This is a genomic window from Aliikangiella litoralis (assembly GCF_052495765.1).
The window spans coordinates 5340045-5361701 of the sequence record NZ_CP199292.1; the positions used below are offsets into that span (position 1 = coordinate 5340045).

The 21657-nt window shown below is 36.9% G+C and carries 13 protein-coding genes; all 13 read right to left on the reverse strand.

The features are described from left to right. Positions 1-271: 271 nt before the first annotated feature. The 13 genes from ACT5E3_RS22355 to ACT5E3_RS22415 all read right to left on the reverse strand — a co-directional run bounded on the left by ACT5E3_RS22355 (position 272) and on the right by ACT5E3_RS22415 (position 21319). A complete protein-coding gene (locus ACT5E3_RS22355) occupies positions 272-1873 on the reverse strand; it encodes a tryptophan halogenase family protein (RefSeq protein WP_444995777.1) in 1602 nt (533 codons plus the stop codon). 17 nt (positions 1874-1890) lie between these two features. Further along, positions 1891-2604 (reverse strand): SapC family protein, encoded by a 714-nt coding sequence (locus ACT5E3_RS22360; protein ID WP_444995778.1) that lies wholly within the window; start codon positions 2602-2604, stop codon positions 1891-1893. A 14-nt stretch (positions 2605-2618) separates the two neighbouring features. Next, positions 2619-4178: a tryptophan halogenase family protein gene (locus tag ACT5E3_RS22365; protein ID WP_444995779.1), complete on the reverse strand. Its 1560-nt coding sequence runs from the start codon at positions 4176-4178 to the stop codon at positions 2619-2621. Between the two features lie 109 nt (positions 4179-4287). After that, positions 4288-6963: a TonB-dependent receptor gene (locus ACT5E3_RS22370; RefSeq protein WP_444995780.1), complete on the reverse strand. Its 2676-nt coding sequence runs from the start codon at positions 6961-6963 to the stop codon at positions 4288-4290. Positions 6964-7448: 485 nt separating this feature from the next. Next, a complete protein-coding gene (locus tag ACT5E3_RS22375; protein ID WP_444995781.1) occupies positions 7449-10391 on the reverse strand; it encodes a TonB-dependent receptor in 2943 nt (980 codons plus the stop codon). 165 nt (positions 10392-10556) lie between these two features. Continuing rightward, on the reverse strand, positions 10557-11681 hold the full coding sequence (locus ACT5E3_RS22380) for a FecR family protein (RefSeq protein WP_444995782.1): 1125 nt from the start codon (positions 11679-11681) through the stop codon (positions 10557-10559). Continuing rightward, positions 11678-12283, reverse strand: a complete 606-nt coding sequence (locus tag ACT5E3_RS22385; RefSeq protein WP_444995783.1) for an RNA polymerase sigma factor — start codon at positions 12281-12283, stop codon at positions 11678-11680. The genes ACT5E3_RS22380 and ACT5E3_RS22385 overlap by 4 nt, the downstream gene beginning before the upstream one ends. A gap of 59 nt (positions 12284-12342) precedes the next feature. Beyond that, on the reverse strand, positions 12343-13407 hold the full coding sequence (nagX, locus tag ACT5E3_RS22390) for a transmembrane glucosamine N-acetyltransferase NagX (protein ID WP_444995784.1): 1065 nt from the start codon (positions 13405-13407) through the stop codon (positions 12343-12345). A 69-nt stretch (positions 13408-13476) separates the two neighbouring features. Then, positions 13477-15264, reverse strand: coding sequence for a sodium:solute symporter family protein (locus ACT5E3_RS22395; protein WP_444995785.1), 1788 nt, complete (start codon positions 15262-15264; stop codon positions 13477-13479). Positions 15265-15291: 27 nt separating this feature from the next. Continuing rightward, complete coding sequence (gene nagA / locus ACT5E3_RS22400; protein WP_444995786.1) at positions 15292-16428, reverse strand: N-acetylglucosamine-6-phosphate deacetylase; 1137 nt, start codon at positions 16426-16428, stop codon at positions 15292-15294. Continuing rightward, positions 16428-17471 (reverse strand): glucosamine-6-phosphate deaminase NagB-II, encoded by a 1044-nt coding sequence (gene nagB-II / locus ACT5E3_RS22405; RefSeq protein ID WP_444995787.1) that lies wholly within the window; start codon positions 17469-17471, stop codon positions 16428-16430. The genes nagA and nagB-II overlap by 1 nt, the downstream gene beginning before the upstream one ends. 14 nt (positions 17472-17485) lie before the next feature. Further along, entirely contained in the window at positions 17486-18385 is a 900-nt protein-coding gene (nagK, locus tag ACT5E3_RS22410) for an N-acetylglucosamine kinase (RefSeq protein ID WP_444995788.1), read from the reverse strand. Between the two features lie 81 nt (positions 18386-18466). After that, positions 18467-21319, reverse strand: a complete 2853-nt coding sequence (locus ACT5E3_RS22415; protein ID WP_444995789.1) for a family 20 glycosylhydrolase — start codon at positions 21317-21319, stop codon at positions 18467-18469. Positions 21320-21657 lie beyond the last annotated feature (338 nt).

Genomic DNA, 21657 nt, shown 5'->3' on the forward strand with positions numbered 1-21657 from the left:
CCTAATATCAATATTAATTAAGTTAAACTGGGTTATACAATATTCTCTACGATTGAAAAAATCTATCGGAATTTAGGCTCCGAATGCCGATTTAAGGCAAAATTAAGCCATTTGGGGCTTGAGGATGTTTTATTCGTACGTGAATCATTGATAGTGCTGAGATTAACATTTGTCAGCAGATATGCAAATATAATACAGCATAAAAATTACCAACCATTTGCTCCACTGAATTACAGACTCTTTTATAAAAACTAGGTCCAAGACAGCCAAGCTAACACTTTTGCAATCCAAAACGTTTAACCTTATCAAGTAACTCACGATTTGACTCCAACTGATTGCTCAACTGCTTAACTTGTTGATTTATCTGTTCATAATAGTTTTTAATTGGTTCACTCATCAATTTATTTGAACAATCTCTATTTTTTTCAAAGACTTGTGTTGAGAAATTCATTCCGTAAAGAACATACAGATAATTATCCAAATTGAAGGTTTCATAACGAGAAAAGAAATCATGCTCATTCGGGAGCCGATAGCGCCAATTATCAAGTTGAGTCAACAAGCTGTCGGTGGCAGTATCTGCTTTTTGATTATCTTTCCAAAAATCGGTATCAGTTCTTTGCGTTAGAAAATAATGCAGCTTAATAAAGTCAATCACTCTATGCCAAATATACAAAGCTCTTTGATTAAACAACTGAGCCGCACCAGGAATAGCAGGTTTTACCTTAGGAAACAATTCAGCCAAAATTCGTGCTGTTGCATCAAACATCAATAACCCTGTAGCCTCTAAAGGCTCAACAAAACCTTGAGATAAGCCAATTGCAATGCAGTTGTTAACCCAAAATTTTTCCCGATGCCCTACACGCATATCTATCCGACGACATTCCAAGTGCTCAGCCTGCAGCCCAACGTATTGTCTTAATTCCTGTTCAGCTTGCTGGTGATCAATATATTGACTGGCATAAACATGACCCACGCCCCTTCTAGTGGTCAGCCCAATATCCCAAATCCAACCCGCTGACTGCGCTGTAGCAAGCGTATGGGATAAAATAGGATCATCAGGAGAAGTGTACGGCACTTGCATTGCCAGTGCCGTATCAGCTAACAAAATATTTTTTTTACCAATAAATTTTACTGCCAATTGCTTTTCAATCAATAAGCCTCTAAAACCACTACAATCAATAAATAAATCGCCTAAAATATTTTCATCTTGATCGGTTTTAACAGAAATAATATTACCGTCAACATCCAACTGAGTATCAATCACATTAGCCACAACATGTTTAACCCCTAAACGCGTCACTGCATTTTTATTCAATAATCGACTAAATTTACCCGCATCTAGATGGTAAGCATATTCACAAAAACCTTGGTATTCAGGATGAGTAATCAATTTTGGCGCTAAGCCTAACTCACAAATTTGCGACTGAAAAGATACGGCCTCTGCAAATTTTCCAGTCGCATTAACGTCATTATTTAGCCAATTTTCAGTAGGATTAAATGGTACAACTTGCGGATAATTAAAAACATGATGATAAAAATCATTGCATCTATTTTCAGATGATTGCTGCTTTTTATTGCTAGTGTTTTGCACAGGATTATAAACCCAATCTACAAATTTAATACTCTGTTTAAAAGTAGCATCACATTCGGTTAAAAACTCTGTTTCACCAATACCAAGATGAGCCAGTGTTTCACGCATTAACGGTACTGTTCCTTCTCCTACACCAACGGTCGGTATGTCAGGAGACTCAATCAAGGTGATCGAAATTTTACTTTCCGGCGTTGGCTTCAACGCTTTAGCTAAGTGATTGGCGGTTAACCATCCCGCCGTTCCACCACCAACAATCACAACTTTGGTTAATAACTCACTCATTTATAATCTACTCGATTTTAGCTAGATAATTCATTAGTTAACTTAATCAATTTACTCATATTATGAATGGATGCTAAATGATGATAAATAATACCTAAGAAACCTTTTTGTCTTAGCAAACTAAAATTTTCATTCGATAGCTCATTTAATTTTTTTTCATTAACTAAATAAATTCCACCAATATTTTTTTTATTTCCATCAATAGAAAAAGATAAGCTTTGTAACTCCAATAACTCTAGTTGATTTAAAGTTTGAATAAAGTCCTGCGTAACATGCACACACTCATAGTAACTTTTTAATGCTTCTATCCTTTTATCTAAATATTCAGTTTGATTTCCATCAGCATCAAATAATGCATTACCTTCAGAGTTTGAAAGCAAATCACTTTTTTCATCAATAACAATAGTAAATTGATCTTTCTCCTGGTTTGTAGCAACAACATTCAATGGCAAATTAGATAATATACTTGGAATAAAATGACCTTGCCATTGACTTTGTTTAATTAATAAGTTTTGCGCTTCTTGCAAACCTAGCAAAACAACAGAGTTGAACTGCCCTGTTTGTGAATTTTTAACAAATACAATGGGTAGCTCAGTCGATAACTGAGCCATCTCATGAACAATAACAGGTAGCATATTATGAGTTTTAATGGCACTAATATCGATGCCTTGTTTAATTTTAACGTTTACATGTAACTGCTTGTTAAGTTGGACAATACTCGTATTCGTCATTCTGTTACCCTTAATTAATGTGTTTTATTGTTTATATAATCGATAATTTGCCGATGAGCTGGCAATTCATTAAGCGCTTGCTTCCCTTGACCTGCTATGGCACTAAATATATTTTGTGCTATTTTTTCAGATTCATTACTAAAAGGAAAAGAATAATCGGTCTTAAACTGCATACCATACAACACGTATTGATAACTCGCAAAACCAAACATTTCAAATCGACTCGCAAAGTCATTATCCTGTGGTGGAAAATGTTTCCAAAGCGCTAACTTATCTTTCAAACCGTCAGGAATTGAGTCATCAGTACAATTATCCACCCAAAATTGATTGTCGGTACGATTAGATAAACAATAGTGCAACTTAATAAACTCTACAATTTTTTCCCAGCGTAATTGAAATACTTGATTAAATTTTTTTGCAACAGCCTGCATGCTTTTTTTATTTTTCGGAAATTGCCCTGCTAATATCATGGCTGCCGTTTCAACCATTGAAATAGCTGTTGCTTCTAATGGTTCAACAAAGCCACCAGAAAAGCCAATAGCAACACAATTTTTAACCCAAGAAGTTTCCCTATAACCGACTCGCATGGGGATTTTTCGTGTTTCCAACTCATCAATATTAATCGTACTATCAGCCACCTGAGTCGCATATTCTCTCACTAACTGCTCTGCTCTATCATGATTGGTGTAACGACTCGAATAAACATAACCAATACCTTGTCGTTCAGCTAACCCAATATCCCAAGTCCAACCGGCTTCATGGGCGGTAGAAATGGTTTGACTGGCAATTGGTCTTTTGTCTGAAGCGTAAGGCACTTGAATAGCAACAGCATGATCAACAAATAATATATCACTTAAATCTTTAAATGGCGCGTTAAGCGTTTTACCGATTAATAAACTGGCAAAACCACTACAATCAATAAATAAGTCAGCTTCTAATGATTTTCCTTCTTGGGTAATTACCGATGAAATTTCACCAGAAGATGATTGCATCACTTGCGTAATAGTGGCGATATGGTGTTTTACCATTAACTGTTCAGTTGCATGTTTTTTTAATAAAGCAACAAATTTTCCAGCATCTAAGTGATAAGCATACCGTGTTTTATATTGATACTCAGGTGTATTAAGTAACTTAGGAGAAAGTTGTTGATCGCAAATAAACGACTGAGCAGAAACGGCGTGTGCAAAGTCAGGCTTTTCTCCTCTACAATCAACCCAATTTCGAACTAAATCAATATTTTTTGCCTGAGCAGGTGGGTTAAATAAATGATAATAAGAATGTTGTGAATTTTTATCGGCTGGTTTCATCCAGTTAACAAATTCAATTCCTTGCTTAAAGGTTGCCTGGCAACTACTCATAAACACTTGTTCACTAATGCCGATATACTGCAAAGTATCGAGCATCGTTGGAAAAGTGCCCTCACCGACACCTATTGTTGGAATATCAGATGATTCAACTAAACCGACTTCAAAATTTTCAGAAAAACCAGAAAGCTTTTTAGCTAAAATAGCAGCGCTCAACCACCCTGAGGTGCCGCCACCTACAATAAGAACTTTGCGAATACTATCTGACATGAAACTTAAGTTTTATCATTATTTAATTATTCAACTAGCTTACACAAAAAAGCTGAACTTTGCTCACGCAAAGTTCAGCTAATTTTATACTGCTAACAACTTTGAACAATTAAAAATTAAAGTTAACGCCCAAAGAGTAAATGGTATCACGCTCATAAGCCGATACTGGATAGTCTTTACTGAAGCGCGGTGCTCCAGAATCACCATTCAGTGATGGGTTATCATTACCATACTCATAATCATTTTCACCAGTCGCATTAACAACAGTGAAAATAACATCAATGTTCTCAGAAGCTTTATAAGAGAAGTTTAAGTCAAGTGTTCCAATGGAGTCATGCAAGCGGTTTGCATAAAAACCGGTTTCACGAACCATAAACTCACTTCGCCAGTTATACGCAGCTCTTACACTGAATACGTCACCTTCGTAATAACCAACGAAGTTAACATAGTTTTCAGAACTGTCACTGAATGCCGCATTTCTATCAGCAAAGTTGACCGGATCGGTTTTTGCGTCAGTGTAGGTATAGTTAACAATACCACCCCAACCATTACCAAAGTCGTGCATTAATTGGAATTCAAATCCATCAATATCACCACCTTTTCCGTTAACGTAACGTTCTAAATCCCAACAATCAGATGAAGTACAACCTAAATCGGCCAACTCAGCAGGTGTTAGAGCTTCTAAGTCAGGGGCACTAATTCCAATTGATTGATTCTCTAAAATAGTCGGTCTAACAAAGTTATCAACACTCTTTGTAAAGTAAGAAATTGCAAACATTGACGACTCATCGAAATAATACTCAAAACCAATATCAAATGTGTCTGCACTATAAGGTAACAATTCAACACTACCTTTATTTAATGCTTCGTTTCCTGGAATAATATCATTCGGATTACCACTAACATCTAAATTAGCAAAAATATCATCGTAATTAGGACGGGAGATAATAGTTGCCGCACTAAAGCGAAGGTTCATGTCATCATTTAGTTCATAAACCAGATTCAAGCTCGGCAAGATATCATCGTAACTTGCGGTATCCTTAACTGGATTTGCACTAAACTCTCTGCCGCCATTAGTAAAAGTTTGTTCGTAATATTCACTTTGTACATCAGTATCAATATATCTGAATCCAAAGTTACCGCGCCAATTATCGGCTTCCAATGTAGCCATTACATAAGCCGATAAGTTTTCTTCTTTAATTGTGGCATAGCCAGATAAATCTTCTTGCCAACCAGTTAAATCGCCATAAGTGTGCGCAAACATAGCACCCACATTAGGGGCAGGAATATGACGACCATCTAAACCGGCTTCTAGTGTACCGCTAGCCCAAGTTGAAGCATCGGGATATGTCACACCATTATCAAACTGGCCTCTCAAAGTACGAGTTTCAACATCATGTTCAGTTGAACGAAGACCTGTTTCAATTTTAGTAATAACGCCCATCTCAACATCAAAATCTAAATCAACCTGCATATAGCTTTCTTCATCAGAATTAGGCTGACTCACTACAGCACCAGTTTGTAAACCTTCCCAACCGGCATAGACACCTGAAGCAGGTAAATCATTAGGACCATAACCAGGTACATCCATGATGACACGATCACCTCGGGCATCAATAGTTCCCGCAGCAAAGCTTGGATCGACAAGAACACCATAGTTAGTTTCAAAATTAGTTCCACCTTTCGCTTCGGTATTACCAATTTGACCAGAAATTTCAAAGTTGTCGCCTTTATAGACAGCCTTAAAATCCAAAGTTTCTGAAGTCATTGTTGCGTTACGTGGACGAACATCCCAATAAGGCTGTTGTCCATCCGCAGCAGTCGTAGTGCTTAATACACATACTGGTGAGCCATCGTTACCAGGAATAGTTGCTTGACATGCACTACCATCAGCTCTTCCTACAGCTTGAGGTACCCAACTAGCGGTATTAACACCATCTGCTCCCAGTTCTAAGTCAAGGTAATGTAATGTCATATCCAAACGCTCATTAGGCGCAAATTGAAATGTTACGTCATAGGCAGTACGTTCTCGTTCTTGTCTAAAATTAACATCTGCAACACGACCACCCCAAGAAATTAAAGCCTCAGTACCTTTTCGTTCTAGACTATATTCCTGACTGGCAACCGCAAATAAAAAGCCGAATGTGTCTTCGTCATTTTTCCAGCTATACAAGGCTGATATTTGTGGATCAGTTGTGCCTGAGCCTGTTGCTTGCTGTGCTTTCACAGAACCAAAAATGGTATTACTATCTAGACTTAACGGCTTATGAGTTTTTACTTCAACCGTTCCACCCACACCACCTTCAACAATGTTTGCTTGCGAGCTTTTATAAACATCAATACCATCAACTAATTCAGCAGGCAGTAACGAAAAGTTAAATGAACGATCAATGGCTTGTTGTGAATACCAACCTGTCGAAGCAATATTCTGGCCATTCAAATTAGTTAAGGTAAACTGATTACTAGCACCTCGAATGGAAACAGTCGACCCTTCACCAAATTGCTTAGATACAGCAATACCAGGAATACGACTTAGAGTATCAGCTATATTAGCATCAGGTAATTTACCAATGTCTTCAGCTGTGACAGAATCAATAACAGCATTGGATAATCGTTTATTATTAATACTAGCTTTTAAGCTACCTCTAATACCAGTAATAACAATCGTTTCACTTGATTCTTCTTCTTTTGTCTCTTCAGCGCTCAACGGTAACGCCAGACCTGTGCCGAGTACCACTGCGATGCTGCTTGCCAGTAAGTGTTTTTTAAACTTGCGAGATGACATCCTCTCCCCCTAAAAATGTTAGTTAATCATTAATCAATGACCGTTATTAAGCCTTTTTAAACCAATGTACACTCCAATAAAAATCACTGGTTTTACGTGTTACTTAAGCTATAACTTTTTATTAAATTATCGAAGCTTACGACCATATTTGACAGCGCTGTCATAATGGTTAACTAAAACATACACTGATTTAACTTAGATTTCTAGTCATATTTTTGACAATTGGCGAGAAAGCTCACTAAAAAGTAACTATTTATCAAAAAACAGTATTAAATTTAGTAAGACAAAGAAAAATGTAATTAAATTTTTATACGTTGATATATCGACGTTTTACATGAATTAAAATCTGAAATATCATCAATAATTTTGATAATCATCGTGCATCAAATTTACCTACTTAAGCCACTCAAAATTAAAAGAGTCGACCCAAAAAAGCCGACCAAAAGAGTTGTGAATAATAAAAAATACTATCACAACTAACAGACCTAAAAGTTAGCGCGTACACCCGCTAAATATCGTCGACCATTACGATATAAACCTGTTAGCGCATTTTTTACACCTTCTTGCTGATAGGTAAAATTGTACTCATCCGTCAGGTTAATTCCTTCTAGCACAAAAGATATTTGCTCATTAAGCTTGTAAGTCAGGTTAGCATCGACTTGAGCATAGTCATCAACATAACCAGGCCAACCTGTTCCTGATTCATAGCCAGAACGGTAATTGTATGAAATTCGTCCGCTCAATACTTCTTGCTCATAATAGGCACTTAAATTTAAAGTGTGTTTAGAATTCCCAGGAATAGTAGTATTGTTACCATCGGCTCCCTTAGCTTCACCATCAACAAATGTATAATTAGCTAATACTCCTAACCCTTCATAAATTTCTTGTTGATAACCAAACTCTAAGCCTTGGATTGTTCCACTTCGACCATTAGTTGGGCGATTAATTAATATTTCGACTCCTTCGTGCATTTCCAATCCCGCCACATTATCTAAAAATGATAAAACATCTTTATGAAAATACACTGCAGATAGTAAGGCTGCTTCATCAAAATACCACTCAACACCAAAATCAAATTGTGTCGCACGAAATGCATCGATTTCAGGGTTACCACCCGTTCCGGTTTGAGTTTCAGTATTGTATGAAGTAAATGCCGTCATCGCATTATAGTCTGGACGCGACATAACCCTTGCCGCTGCAAATCGAACCACAACATCTTCCGTTAAGTCCGCCATTAAATTTAAGCTGGGTAAAATATCTGAATAAGTTTTATTTTCTTCCACCCAAACTTCACTGCCTGACGCCCCTTGATAAGCACCGGATGTTTGTTTGGTTTTAACGAGTCGCACCCCAATATCGCCACGTAAATCATCAGCTTCAATATTCATTTTAAAATATCCAGCCAGTATTTTTTCATTAATATCAAATGTACTAGCCTTCAGAACTCGATAATCCCAAACAAGTGCATCACCCTCACCTCTGATTTGATCCGAGTTAGTAATGGCATAATTTCTTAAAGTTCCAGCACTACCTTGCCCAGATAAAAAGTCTGAAGGCATTGGCAATGAATAATCCGCTAGATTCCAACCTAAATCAGTTCGACTATCTGTGGTCAACTTAGTATTAAAACGAGAATGATCTCGATGTTTTAAACCAAACTTTAATTGACTAAAAATAGATAAATTAATTTCTCTAAAAAAATCAGCTTGAAAATAATTTTCTTCATCTTTTGCATCATTACTGTCATAACGAAGAAAGCCCAAATCCCAGTTAGCTCCATTAGCCGGTTCTAAATCATAACTAGTTTCAATACTTTTAACCGTCGCAGCACTAAAACGGTGTATAGTATTACCTTCCCAACCAACACTGCGATCAGCCTGTGTTCCACCTTCTGACTCAGTTAAACCTAGCTGTATACTTGAAGTCCAGATATCACCAAAATGTTCATATTTAAAATCATAAACTTGAGTACTCATTTCTGAGTTTCGAACTTTTGTTTCATCCAGAACATTATTACCTGTAGGCGACAAACCTAAAGTGCCTCCAACCAAAACTTGCCCAACAACATTGTTATTGATGAAATTAGCTTCTGTGTATTGAGAGTCGCCATAACCAACAAGCCATAAAAAATTTTGATTTTCATTGTCTAGCTTTAAAGTGTTATCAACGATATTCAACACCATGCTATGGCTATCGCTTGGTTCAAATTGAAAAGTTGCGGTGATCCCTGTACGTTGTCGATCTTGTAAGAACATTGCCGAACCTCCGCCACCAGGCGCATAAACATTATCGTAAGTTGTACCGTTTTCCAGAGTAACGGTTTTATTTGCCCAACTCCAAGCCTCTATACCATCACGCCGTAAATTGCGTTGTTGTGATATTAAAGAAACCAATGCACCAAAAGTTTCAGACTCATTTTTCCAGCTATAAAGCCCTGACAATTGTGGATCAACTTCTCCTGATAACTCACTATATTGCCCCATAGCTGAGCCAAAAAAAGACTTACTGTCTAAATCAAGTGGTTTTCTGGTACGCACAATAATGGTTCCACCAATTGAGCCTTCATCAAGATCGGCTTGTGGTGATTTATACACTTCAAGATCTGAAACAATTTCAGAAGGTAACATTGTATAGTTAAATCCACGACTTGCAGCAGAACCGGTCCACCAGTCCACAGAGCCAACTGCTTGTCCATTGAGTAGCGTTCTGTTCTGACTGTCTGTTGTTCCTCTAATACTTACTCGCTCGCCTTCACCAAAAGCGCGAGTTATTGATACACCAGTAATCCTCTGGAGTGATTCAGCAACATTTTGATCAGGAAACTTACCAATATCTTCTGCTGTAATTGCATCTACAATAGATTCAGCATTACGCTTAGTATTTAAGGATTTTACAACGCTGCCGCGAATGCCTGTTATTGTAATCACTTGCGCGCTCTCGGTTTCAACAGGCTCCTCTGCAGCAACGACTGTTGATGAACCAAAAATTGTAGTAAACAGACCGACTAAACTACTTAGAAATGTTGTTTTACTTGGTTGACCCATACTATCCTCTGGCAATTTTGTTGTTTGAGAAAGTCGAGCGATCGTAATCACTTTTCTTTCAGTCACACCGCCTGAAAGATGAGTACCTTTGAGCAAAAGAGATAACGCTTGTTTAAGCGTATAGTTCCCCTTAATGCCATTAGTCATAATTGATTCAATTTCTGTATTTTGAAATAACAGCGAATATTTTGTTTGGCGAGCCAAATCCTTTAATGCGATACTTGCCTTAGAAGCAGGTATCTGCAAAAAATAAACACGATCTAATTCAAAAGCACTCACTAATGGTGCCGAAAAAAAACAAGTTAATAATAAAACAAAAGAAAAATACCGTTTTATCAAAGTAAAATAACTTCTTTTCTCCCAAAATATAAAAATTGAAACCATTCTTATCTTCGTTACAACAGCGGTTTCTATTGAAGTAGTACCTTTAAAAATAAAAAACCGCTATATAAAATTATAATTTTTTTTAAAATATTTAAATTGTGCAACTTTCCATGAAGTAAGTTGATAAATAAATGATATTAGCCCTAACAAATTAAACAAAAGTGATTACATTGAACTTTTTATATTACGGCTCAAACGAATATAATTTTCATTAACTTTCTCAATTTTCACACCAAAAGAATTCTCTAATGCATCAAATAAAGCTTGTAACTCATCCGTTCTAAAAAGCCCACCAAATTTCATATTACGTAATTCGGGATCTGAAATTTCAATTTTTATTGAAGTATACCGGCTCAAATCTTCAATGACTTTGACTAACGGTGTGTCAGAAAAATCTAGCAACCCATCTTGCCAAGACAACTTTCGTCTTATTTCTCTTTCAGAAATGGCTTCAACTAAATTTTCACCTAATTTATTTTTCTCAGACTCATGATAAACAACCGTTTCACCAGCCTTTAAATAAATAGGTGTTGGCTTTTGAAGTTTTTTAACTCTTTTATTTGCCGGATCCTCTGTTAACGCAACCTTCGTGTTTTTTTTATCTATTTCAACTTGCTCACTTTTAATACTATCTAACAATTCGACTTTCCCTTCCGTGACCGTTACCTCAAAAACCTTAGGTAATAGGCTGACAGCAAAGGCAGTGCCAATAGCTCGTACAGCACTTTCTCCGGCATAAACAATAAACGGTCTCTTAGCATCATGACTCACTTGAAAAAAAGCTTCTCCTTTTAACAAACGTACTTTTCGCCTTTGCTGACTATAATCTACTTCAATTTCACTATTGGTGTTGAGGTTAAATAAAGTACCATCAGATAATAAAACTTCACGAGACTCTCCAATACTGGTTGAGTACATAAGAGGTTCATCAGTAGAAAGGAAACTATTTGAAAAATAAAAATATTTAACAACTATTACAATTAAGAGTAAAGCGGCAGCACTGACAAAACTGAGTTTTATCCTAGATGGCTTTCTTTTCATCATCAGAGGATTTTTTTGTCGAGCAGCAGCTTCTTTTAAAGCTAACTCCATGTCAGCAAGTATATTAAGCTCACTGGATAGGTGAGCTAGACGGCTGATTTCCTCTTTATGTGCAGGACTACGCTCAACCCATTCTTTAAGAGCAGACAAGTCATCTGATGTCATACTTTCACTTTCCAACTGCGCTATCCAGGCACAGGCTTGCGCAGTTAGTTCACTATTTCTTTTAAACGAGTATTGTTCGCTCATTTCTTAATTACTTGACGTTTTCCTTGTTGAGGAATTGCAAAAATATTATCGTCCCGAGTAGTGCCAGCTTGAGACTTATCCATATACTCACTGCACCGCATTAATCCAGTTGCTACGTGCTTTTCAATCGTACTGATAGATATTTCTAACTTTTTGGATATTTCTTTATGACTATAACCGTACACTTTTTTTAACACGAAGACTTTTTGACATTGTGGTGGTAATACAGAAACAGCCTCCCAAAAGATTAGCATTTTTTTTCGACTATCGATATGCTCATCAACACTTGGTTCATTAGATATATACTCTTTTTCGCCAAAATCATCAATAAAATCAATGAGTGATCGAGATTTTTTTTCTAGTGATTTACGGGCAATATTTTTCGCCACTCCAAATAGAAAGGCCCTTGGTTCGTTGATTTCTTTATTTTTCTCTGCATCAAGCGCTCTTAAAATTGTTTCTTGACTGATATCATCAATATCATCTGGGTTAAACGAATAACGACGTAAAAACCGTTTAATTATTGTCTCGTTAGCTAAAAACACGCTAAAAATACGTGAGCTTAATGACGTCATTTGGTATTTTCTTTTTTTATTATTCATAAACGCCTGCCTCAATATAAGCTAGCCAAATTAATTATTTATGATTGATGACTACCATGTTAAACCTTGAACAATATATTTTTAGAATAAAGATACCAAGCAATTAACCATTGAATGACAATAGAAAAACAAACGCTCATTAATGGTTGCCAACTCGGCGTTGCTTCATTGATAATGCCGCCGAATAAACTCAGCTTTAAATACTCCCAATTCATGATGCTACTCAATAAATAAAGCAAAATCGCATTAGCTCCCACTACAGCAAAAATAATACCTAATGTACGCCAGTTGCAAACATCAATGATAAAATAAAATAACGCCAGTAATAATCCACTCCAACCTGTAGTGACAAGAGCAAAAGAACTTGTCCACAATACTTTATTCAGCGGAAAAAACTGTGCCCATAAATAACCAAGAACCAAGCAACTTATACTAGCAACCACTAACCACTTGATACGCTTCGAGTTGCTTAATGCTTGAAGTATTAATAATCGACCAGCAAATGCCCCTAATAAAGCATTAGTGATCGCAGGAAAATGGGAGAGTAATCCTTCGGGATCAGTAGCCATTGCACGGTAAGTAATTCCTGGCAACCAATGTTGATCAACCCAGCTGTTCCATGACTGATCAATAGTTAATACTCCCGTATGACCATCGGGAGTTGGTATAAAACACAACCATAGCCAATAAAAAATTAATATACCTAAAGTAATCAATACCTGCCATTTAAAAGAAAAATGCCAAACAATAAGCGCACAAAAAAACCAGGCTATGGCAATACGCATTAATACGCTGGCATAACGTATTTTTTCAGCATCAATGGGAATACCCGTTCCCCAACCGTGGTTATAAACCACTCCAAATATACAAAGTAATATCACACGAGTGAATGCTTTTTTATAAATAGGTAACCGTTGGGAATAAGGTAGCTTAATTAAGCTTTTATTAGCTATCCCTAGCGTTACTCCTGATAAAAAAATAAATAATGGAAAGATGAGATCATAAAAAGTAAAGCCATGCCACTCACTATGAACAAACTGGTTCGATAAACTCTGCCAAACAGACCACCCCGTTAAAACAAAAAGGGCACTGAAGAGACCTTCAGCGCCCAGAATCCAAATCATATCAAAACCGCGCAATGCGTCTAATGATAAAAGTCTTTTTTTATTAGCTATAGCTGGCATTGGGTTAGTTTATTCAAAAACTTTAACCTTATTAGCTAATATTTTTACACAGATTAATGAAGTGATAAATATAGCTAAGTAAATAAACATTTCAGTCCAGTTTTTAAAAATCAAACTACCCGTTGTAAACAAAATACTGTAAGCCATAACAACGGCCGAAATCCACAAAACAATCAGTTTAAACAAATGTGTTTCATTGACTTGAGACCTTTGAAATGGCTTCCAGTTGCCTGCAGGCTGAATCTTATCATAAAAAGCTTGTAATACTTTTTCATCGGTTGGCGACGTCATAAAAGTTACAATTAGCCACACACTAATAGTAAATATAATCGTAAATAAAAAGCCTTTAGGATTTTCAATAATTGGTAATCCCCAAGATGGATCAAGATGCTGAGCAAAACCATAAGTCACAATCGCATACCCGACAAATGGGGCGATTGTTCCAGCAATTTCAGTCCAGGCATTAATGCGCCACCAGTACCAACGAAGAATAAGTACCAATCCTAAACCGGCTCCGGTCTGTAAAAGAAAATTCCATACTGCCGCTATTGAATTAATTTGAGAAGTCACTCCAAAAGCCACTAAAATCATTGCCAGTACTGATAATCTTGAAGTATTAACTAATTGCTTTTCAGTCGCATCTTGTTTAATAAATGGACGATAAAAGTCATTGATAATATAACTGGTTCCCCAGTTAAGCTGAGAAGCGGTGGTGCTCATATAAGCAGCGAAAAAAGCGGCTAATAATAATCCTTTTAAACCCACTGGCAAAAAGTCTTTCATTGCTAAAACATAGCCTAGTTTAGCTTCACTGCCTTGAAGTTCTGGATAAAGAATTAGTGTACTCAGCGCAACCAACACCCAAGGCCAAGGGCGAATACAATAATGTGCAATTTGAAAGTATAAATTTGCATACACCGCATTTTTTTCATCTTTTGCGCTCATCATTCGTTGTACAACATAACCACCGCCCCCAGGCTCAGCACCTGGATACCATGAATTCCACCACGGTAAAATAATAAAAGCTAAAAAGCTACCAACACTGACAGATAATATACCCGCAGTAGAAGGGCCATCTTCACTACCAAAATTAGGGAAGAAACTTAATGCTTCTGGTGGAAGTGTATTTTTCAAACCATCAATACCACCAATTTGATCAGAATTAATAACCATTACAGCCAACACAATGCTACCTGTCATTGCAATAATAAATTGAACAAAATCGGTGTAAACAACACCTAACAAACCAGAAAAACCGGAATAGACGAATACCACAAACATCGCCCCTAATGTCCAAAATAGAGACTCTTGTGCGGAGATTCCAAAGAAAACTTGTAATAAACTCATTAACGCCAGATTAACCCAGCCGATAATTAATGCATTAACAAAAACGCCCATGTAAATGGCTTTAAAACCACGCAAAAATCTTGCTTCTTTTCCTGAATAACGAATATTGATCAGTTCAACATCTGTTAATATTTCAGCGCGCCGCCAATACTTTGCAAAGAAGAATGTTGTTAACATGCCGCCTGCAAGTAAATTCCACCACATCCAGTTACCAGCGATCCCCCCCTGCTTAACCAGTTCAGTTACTGCTAAAGGAGTATCTGCTGCAAATGTTGTCGCAACCATTGAAGTTCCCGCTAACACCCAAGGTAAACTTCTTCCACCAAGAAAAAAGTCGCTGGTACTTTTTGCTCGCTTACTAAAATATAACCCGATACTAATAATTAAACCGATAAACCCTAAAATAATAATATAATCGAGTGTCCCGAGCGCAATTGCTTCTTGATCCATTATTTTCTCCAATATTTATTCTCGCGATTAAACAACTTGAATACCATCAATCCAAGCAGATTTAACTTCGCACTTTTTATTTAGTAAAACCATATTGGCTTGCTTGCCAATTTGCAAACTTCCTATTTGCAGTTCTAACCCCAAAAATTTTGCCGGATTAAGCGATGCCATATTAAGCGCTCTTGCTGCTGAGCAGTTTAACATTCGTAAGCTATTTCTTACCGCACTAGCCATATCTAATGCCGATCCAGCTAATCGCCCCTGCTGATCAGTTAATTGATCACCATCACGTGTAATTGTTTGCCCAAAAAACTCAAAGCTTACTTTTTTACTACCAACAGGTGGCATTGCATCAGTCACCAACATAATATTATCTTTCGCTTTTAATGCAATTTGCGCGGTCGCAGGATGAACATGTATACCATCAACGATCAGGCCACACCAGCTATCTTGATCGAGCAATGCCGCTCCAACAACTCCCGGCGCACGAGATGTCATAGGAGACATTGCATTAAACAAATGAGTAAAACCACTTGCGCCTGCTTCTAGTGCCAATTGTGTTTGTTCAAAACTTGCATCGCTATGACCTAAACAAACAATCACACCGGCCTCAACCAGTTTTTTAATTGCTTGCGGTGCGACATTTTCCGCCGCTAGCGTAACAACAACTTTACCTAAATCCTGTCGACAAAAAATATCGATTTCCTTTTCCGATATTTCCCTCACTAGCTCAGCTTTATGAATTCCTTTTTTGTTAATCGACAAGTGAGGGCCTTCAAAATGAATGCCTAAAATATCTGTTAGTTCTTTAGTTTGTGCAAGCGCAACTGCATCAGCAGCTAGTGACATTTTTTCATAAGAATCTGTCACTAATGTAGGTAACCAGCCAGTTGTTCCATACTGATGATGGGCCTGACCAATTTGTAACAGGCTCGCATAGTCAGGTGATTGATTGAACAAACAGTTACCGCCCCCATTAACCTGAACATCAATAAAACCAGCGACAAGTGTATCTTCTATCAATTCATTTTGCAGTGGATTTAAAACGGCTTTATCACGAACAACAATATCTTTAATAATCCCTTGCTCAACAACAACTTCAGAGTTGGCAATAAATTTATCGCCATCAAATAATGATTTAACCGATAAACTGAAACTATTCATTAAAGCGTCTCTGTCACTTTTTTAAGACCAGCAGGATCATCAGGATTTAAACCTCTTTCTACAGCGATTTTTTCAATGTCTAAATAGAATCGTTGTAAAACAGCCAGCGGTGCAACTCTTGGGTGCATACTATTAATAATCTGATGTAAGTGAACCAAATTACCACCTCTTGCGATAATGTCGTTAATTTGATCAGAATGAAACTGGTGCGACTCATCTTTTACTTGCACATCAAGCACTTTAATTTTATCTTCCACTAAAGTCACAGGCCCATGTAAAAACTCTGCGCTACTAAAAGCTTCAGCATGTATTCCACACACTTCTTTTAGTTTCAATGCAATTTCTTTACTAATGGCGTAACCTAAACCTCGTCCTAAAACAACTAAGTTTTTAGTTGCTTCAAGATCGAGAAAATGGAGCTGAGCATTTGCTTCTACTACCTGTTTTAAATCATCAGGCAACCGTCCCAAAGCTTCAATTAAAGCTTCGTCATCGTGCCAATAAGCAACGAGTTGTAAAATTGCAGACAGGGTTGCTAAGTAACTTTTAGTCGCCGCTACAGATAACTCCTTACCAACGGCTAACGGAACAACATAATCAACGATTTCAGCGAGTGGTGCAGTTTCATCATTGAGTAAAGCAATACAAAATGCGCCACTAGACTTTGCCTGTCTCGCTTGTTCTAAAATATCTGGGCTACGTCCTGACTGTGAAATAATAATAACTAAAGTTTTAGTTAATTTAAGCGGTTTGTTATAAATGGTCGCAATTGAAGGTGCAGCCGAAAAAGTAGGAATACCCGATTCAATTTCAATTAAATATTTTGCAAATACTCCCGCATGATCGGAAGAACCACGACCAACAATCATTACTGATTGTGGTTTATAAGCTTTTAACTGTTCAGCAAGTTCTTGCATTAACTTTTTATTACTTTGCAACTGTCCTTTTATTTTTTCACCAGCCTCCCTCGCTTCTTTTGCCATTAAACTGGTTAATTCAGTTGATGTTTTCACTTGATTTTTAATATCTAATTCATGATTCATCTTGACTACCTCCATTAAACTTGAGCACTTTTTTTATGCTCAACACACCAACGTTGCTCAGCAAAACGCAACGCACCGACTTCAGGTTGTAGTATTGGTTCAACAAACTGGCAAGCTAAATCTTTAGGTAAACGAGGCAAAATAAATTTTGCTAGTCCACCAATCATACACAAACGCTTTGGGTGACTATTCAATAAAACCTGTGACATTTTAATAATATAATTAATACCATCATTAACTATTTTCTTGGCAACTTGATCACCTTGATCGGCAGCTTTAAAAACAAGTGAAGCCAATTTAGCAAACTCACGAGATGAACGCCCTGCGATCTGTTCTGACAATGATAGCGCATCTTTTACTGCGAGCTTTTGGATTAACATTTGAGACATTAACGAAGGTGATTCGAATCCATCTAGCACTAAAATACTATGTTTAATCGCTTCAAGTCCCATCCATGCGCCACTTGCTTGATCACCAATAGGAAAACCTAAGCCGCCTAAAATAGCTTTTTCTCCACCAGTGCTGCTATAGCCACATGATCCAGTCCCAACAATAATAACTGCACCTTCATTAGCATCATGAGCACCAATATTGGCAATATCTAAATCAGTGGTTAAATACATCTCATGAAAAGGATGTTCCCATTGGTTTACCTGACGAAAAAGCGCAGGAAAATTTACCCCAGCTAAGCCAATCCCAGCAATTAAATTTCTCTTATTAGCGGGTGTCATACCGGCATTAATCAATGCTTGATCGGTTGCATCTAAAATTGAACCGATTGTTTTTTGAAAACCATGCATCGGGTTGGCTGGCCCGCCTAAGCCCTCACCTAAAATTTTTCTATCGAAAGATGCTATAACAGCACGGCATTTACTGCCACCACCGTCGATGCCTAAATAAAATTTATTATCCATACCTGCGGAAAACGCCACACGCGGCCCTCAAAATTAAGTTCAAATAATTGAACAAATAAGTAAGTGATAAGTTAGATTACCTTATAATGACAGCGCTGTCATTATATTTTTTACTCTTAACGCTCTACCTGCTCGCAATCTATCTGGTGATTTTGCTCTAACCCAGATGGTTTGTCCCTGTTTAACCTTTATTCCATCCAAATTATCAGGATAAACCTGCCAATCTTGTTCATCTAATCGATACTCTAGTATCAAACCAGGAAAAGGGCTGTTAATAAAAAGCTTATTTTCTTTAACTATGCCGCCTACCGTTGGAATTCGGTACATCAGTTTTTCAATATCCATTTTGGCCAACTCTTTTTGTGCTAATGCATTAGCAAACTCATTCCAACTTTTATCTCTATTTAATTGGTTTTCTTTTGGAAAATACTTTGTTTTTGATGAATAAAGCCTTCCAGAATGATCATATTCAGGCTCCCATGCAGCTCGATGCCATGCTCGCTCAGCTAATGCCACTAATCTTGGAAATATCATATACTCTGCTAATTCATCTGAACGAGTCATCTCCCCCCACAAATGCCCCTGAATACCATAAAATCTTTTATCTGGCATTAAAGGTTGATAGTGAGCTTGTGTCTGATGGTGTATTGATTCTTGCTTGTCTGGTTGAACTTCTTCTCCTGAAGAGTGCCTATCATCAGCTAAATAAGGCTGCCCCTGTCGATCAGTCCATACTTCAGCATGTAATGGTAAATTTTCGGGCATAAAATTGAAAATCTGCCGAGTATTGGTAAAACGGCTTCCCCAATAATACCCTCGCTCTTTTGGATCGGCTGCGTAGGGAAAATCAAAATAAGTAACATCGGGCACTGAAACAACGACCTTCCAATTTTTATTGGCCATAGTATGCGCAACTTTATGTCCCTGCCAAAAAAGAGGCGTCCAAGCATTGGCTTGCACATTCGCTGGCATCTGCTCCGCGGCTATGTGCCCAATACCATCACTCCAACCAGCAACTTGAATATTTCTTTGTGCAAGTAATGCCGATACTCTTCGAATAAAGTAGTCACTTAACTCCGTCACTTTTAAATCATTTTGTTTTATAAAAGCTTTACACAAAGGCGAAGCTTTCCATGCGCCAGCAGTTTCATCAGCACCAATATGATAAGTCTTTAAAGGTACGCCAGCTTGTTGATGAAGCTTAACGACTTCATCAATGACTTTTTCGACAAAGTGATAAGTAGACTCTCGACATACATTTAATGTGTTGTCGTTATAAAACTGAACAGAACGATATTGACTTTTGTCATTCAGATCCGAAAGCAAATATTCTTCTGCATATTCAACTTTACCTTCTGCTTGATATTTTTTATATCTGGCCTCCATTGATTTTACTGCGGCACGTGAATGGCCAGGCATGTCAAAAGATGGGATTACCTCAATATTACGCGCTTGCGCTGCTTGTAAGATTTGCTGATAATCGCCTAATGAATAAAAGCCACTGTTTTCATTATTCATACTCGGACCACTACCCAGTTGAGGCAATAAGCAACTTGACTCCGTTAAATCATGGCATCGAAAAGCTCCTACCTGAGTTAACTCAGGCAGACCATTGATTTCCAACCGCCAACCTTCATCGTCACCTAAATGTAAATGCAATTTATTTAATTTATAGGCCGCCATTTGATCGAGCAATTTTAGGATGAATTTTTTACTACGAAAATTTCTAGCAACATCTAAATGAAAACCGCGAAATTCAAAGCGAGGCTGATCGTTGACTTTTAGTATAGGTAACTTTTTATGTTTAATATCGATTAAACTGGCAATTGATTGAAGTCCATAAAAAGCCCCAGTATCAGTTGCTGAAAAAATATCAATCTGTTTAGCCGATATATTCAATTGATAACTTTCGTCACCTTTAATTGCTGGGGTATTAATAATATTAAGTTGGACGCCTTTATCAGCTTGTATTGCTACACCTAATCGACTTAAACGAGCAAATGCAGGATTAGAAGCTTTAAATAAAAAATCATTTTTTTGTAAATAAAAACCTTCACTAATATCTAATTCGGTACTTTCAGAAACAACTTCTAACTGTATTGGCTTTGGAATAATTCGTTTTTTTACATCTATTTTAACTAATTTTTGCTGTAAATTACGTTGGTAGTTACTTTCCGCAGAAGCCCATTCAGATAAATCATCTTTACTTCTTTTAAACTGTTTTTCTGCATCGGTCATTGGTTTTACAAAAGGAAGGCTTTCTTGCTGAGTATCGGGATCAATAATGCTCTGAGTCGAGTCAATGACTATAGGGTTATTATCGCCAACAACCAGGTAAAAATTAGGAGGTACATCAAACTCGGAAATCTGCCAAAAAGTCGCTTTAAATTTAACATCAATATTGTTGGTTTTCTGCCACCCCACAAATAAATCTGTCGGTTCTAAATAATGTAAATCACCATTATAGTGAACGATATTAAATTCTTCGCTATAGTCTTGTTGAATCGGCGTCATAAAAGAAAAATAAATACGCCAGTTTTTTAATTCAATTGGAGTCGTTAGCTTTAAACTTAATTGAGCTAAAAAACAATTACCATCACCTAATGCTTTATCACAATCTTTATCGGGTCGATTATCTAAAACTTCATAACTAACCTGTAAGTTTTTTGCAAAATTTTTAACTTTATCCTGCTCTATTTTTTGTTGTTCAGTTTTTTTATTATTAAGATAGTGCGATGACTGTTGGTTAATGCTCTTTGTCGTAGTGTCGGCTTGGTTATCACATCCTGTTATGATGAAACTTGTTATCAGTGAAATTACAGATAGAAAAAACTTAACGCGATTAACAATAACTTTTAACTTTAAGTATTTGAATAAACGTTTACATAGGTTAATGGTATTTTTTTTAAATATGAATTTTGAATTTTTAAACACAAATACCCCAACAATTTTATGAGTCTTATATTCTCTATTAGTTTTATATTATTCTAGATGGCCGAAGCTATATTTACCTAATGTTTGTCTTACATTGCTACGCGTTGCAACAGAAATGAGTATAGCTATTCATTGGCATAGATATCAGCGATATCAACAAACAATTTTCATAAAAAAGCTGATTGAATAGGTATTCAATCAGCTAAAAGGTACAAAGCAAGACTTTTTATGATAAAAACAACCTCATGACAACGCTGTCATGCAGCCATTTAGAAATTAACGGATTTAAGAATAGATTGCAAGCCTTTGGTAAAAATAATTAAGTTTACGTGCACTAA

What these genes read in the sequence shown, in the direction of transcription:
- ACT5E3_RS22355 (WP_444995777.1), bottom strand. Translation starts at nt 1,873, where the DNA reads ATGAGTGAGTTATTAACCAAAGTTGTGATTGTTGGTGGTGGAACGGCG.
- ACT5E3_RS22360 (WP_444995778.1), bottom strand. Translation starts at nt 2,604, where the DNA reads ATGACGAATACGAGTATTGTCCAACTTAACAAGCAGTTACATGTAAAC.
- ACT5E3_RS22365 (WP_444995779.1), bottom strand. Translation starts at nt 4,178, where the DNA reads ATGTCAGATAGTATTCGCAAAGTTCTTATTGTAGGTGGCGGCACCTCA.
- ACT5E3_RS22370 (WP_444995780.1), bottom strand. Translation starts at nt 6,963, where the DNA reads ATGTCATCTCGCAAGTTTAAAAAACACTTACTGGCAAGCAGCATCGCA.
- ACT5E3_RS22375 (WP_444995781.1), bottom strand. Translation starts at nt 10,391, where the DNA reads ATGGTTTCAATTTTTATATTTTGGGAGAAAAGAAGTTATTTTACTTTG.
- ACT5E3_RS22380 (WP_444995782.1), bottom strand. Translation starts at nt 11,681, where the DNA reads ATGAGCGAACAATACTCGTTTAAAAGAAATAGTGAACTAACTGCGCAA.
- ACT5E3_RS22385 (WP_444995783.1), bottom strand. Translation starts at nt 12,283, where the DNA reads ATGAATAATAAAAAAAGAAAATACCAAATGACGTCATTAAGCTCACGT.
- nagX (WP_444995784.1), bottom strand. Translation starts at nt 13,407, where the DNA reads ATGATTTGGATTCTGGGCGCTGAAGGTCTCTTCAGTGCCCTTTTTGTT.
- ACT5E3_RS22395 (WP_444995785.1), bottom strand. Translation starts at nt 15,264, where the DNA reads ATGGATCAAGAAGCAATTGCGCTCGGGACACTCGATTATATTATTATT.
- nagA (WP_444995786.1), bottom strand. Translation starts at nt 16,428, where the DNA reads ATGAATAGTTTCAGTTTATCGGTTAAATCATTATTTGATGGCGATAAA.
- nagB-II (WP_444995787.1), bottom strand. Translation starts at nt 17,471, where the DNA reads ATGAATCATGAATTAGATATTAAAAATCAAGTGAAAACATCAACTGAA.
- nagK (WP_444995788.1), bottom strand. Translation starts at nt 18,385, where the DNA reads ATGGATAATAAATTTTATTTAGGCATCGACGGTGGTGGCAGTAAATGC.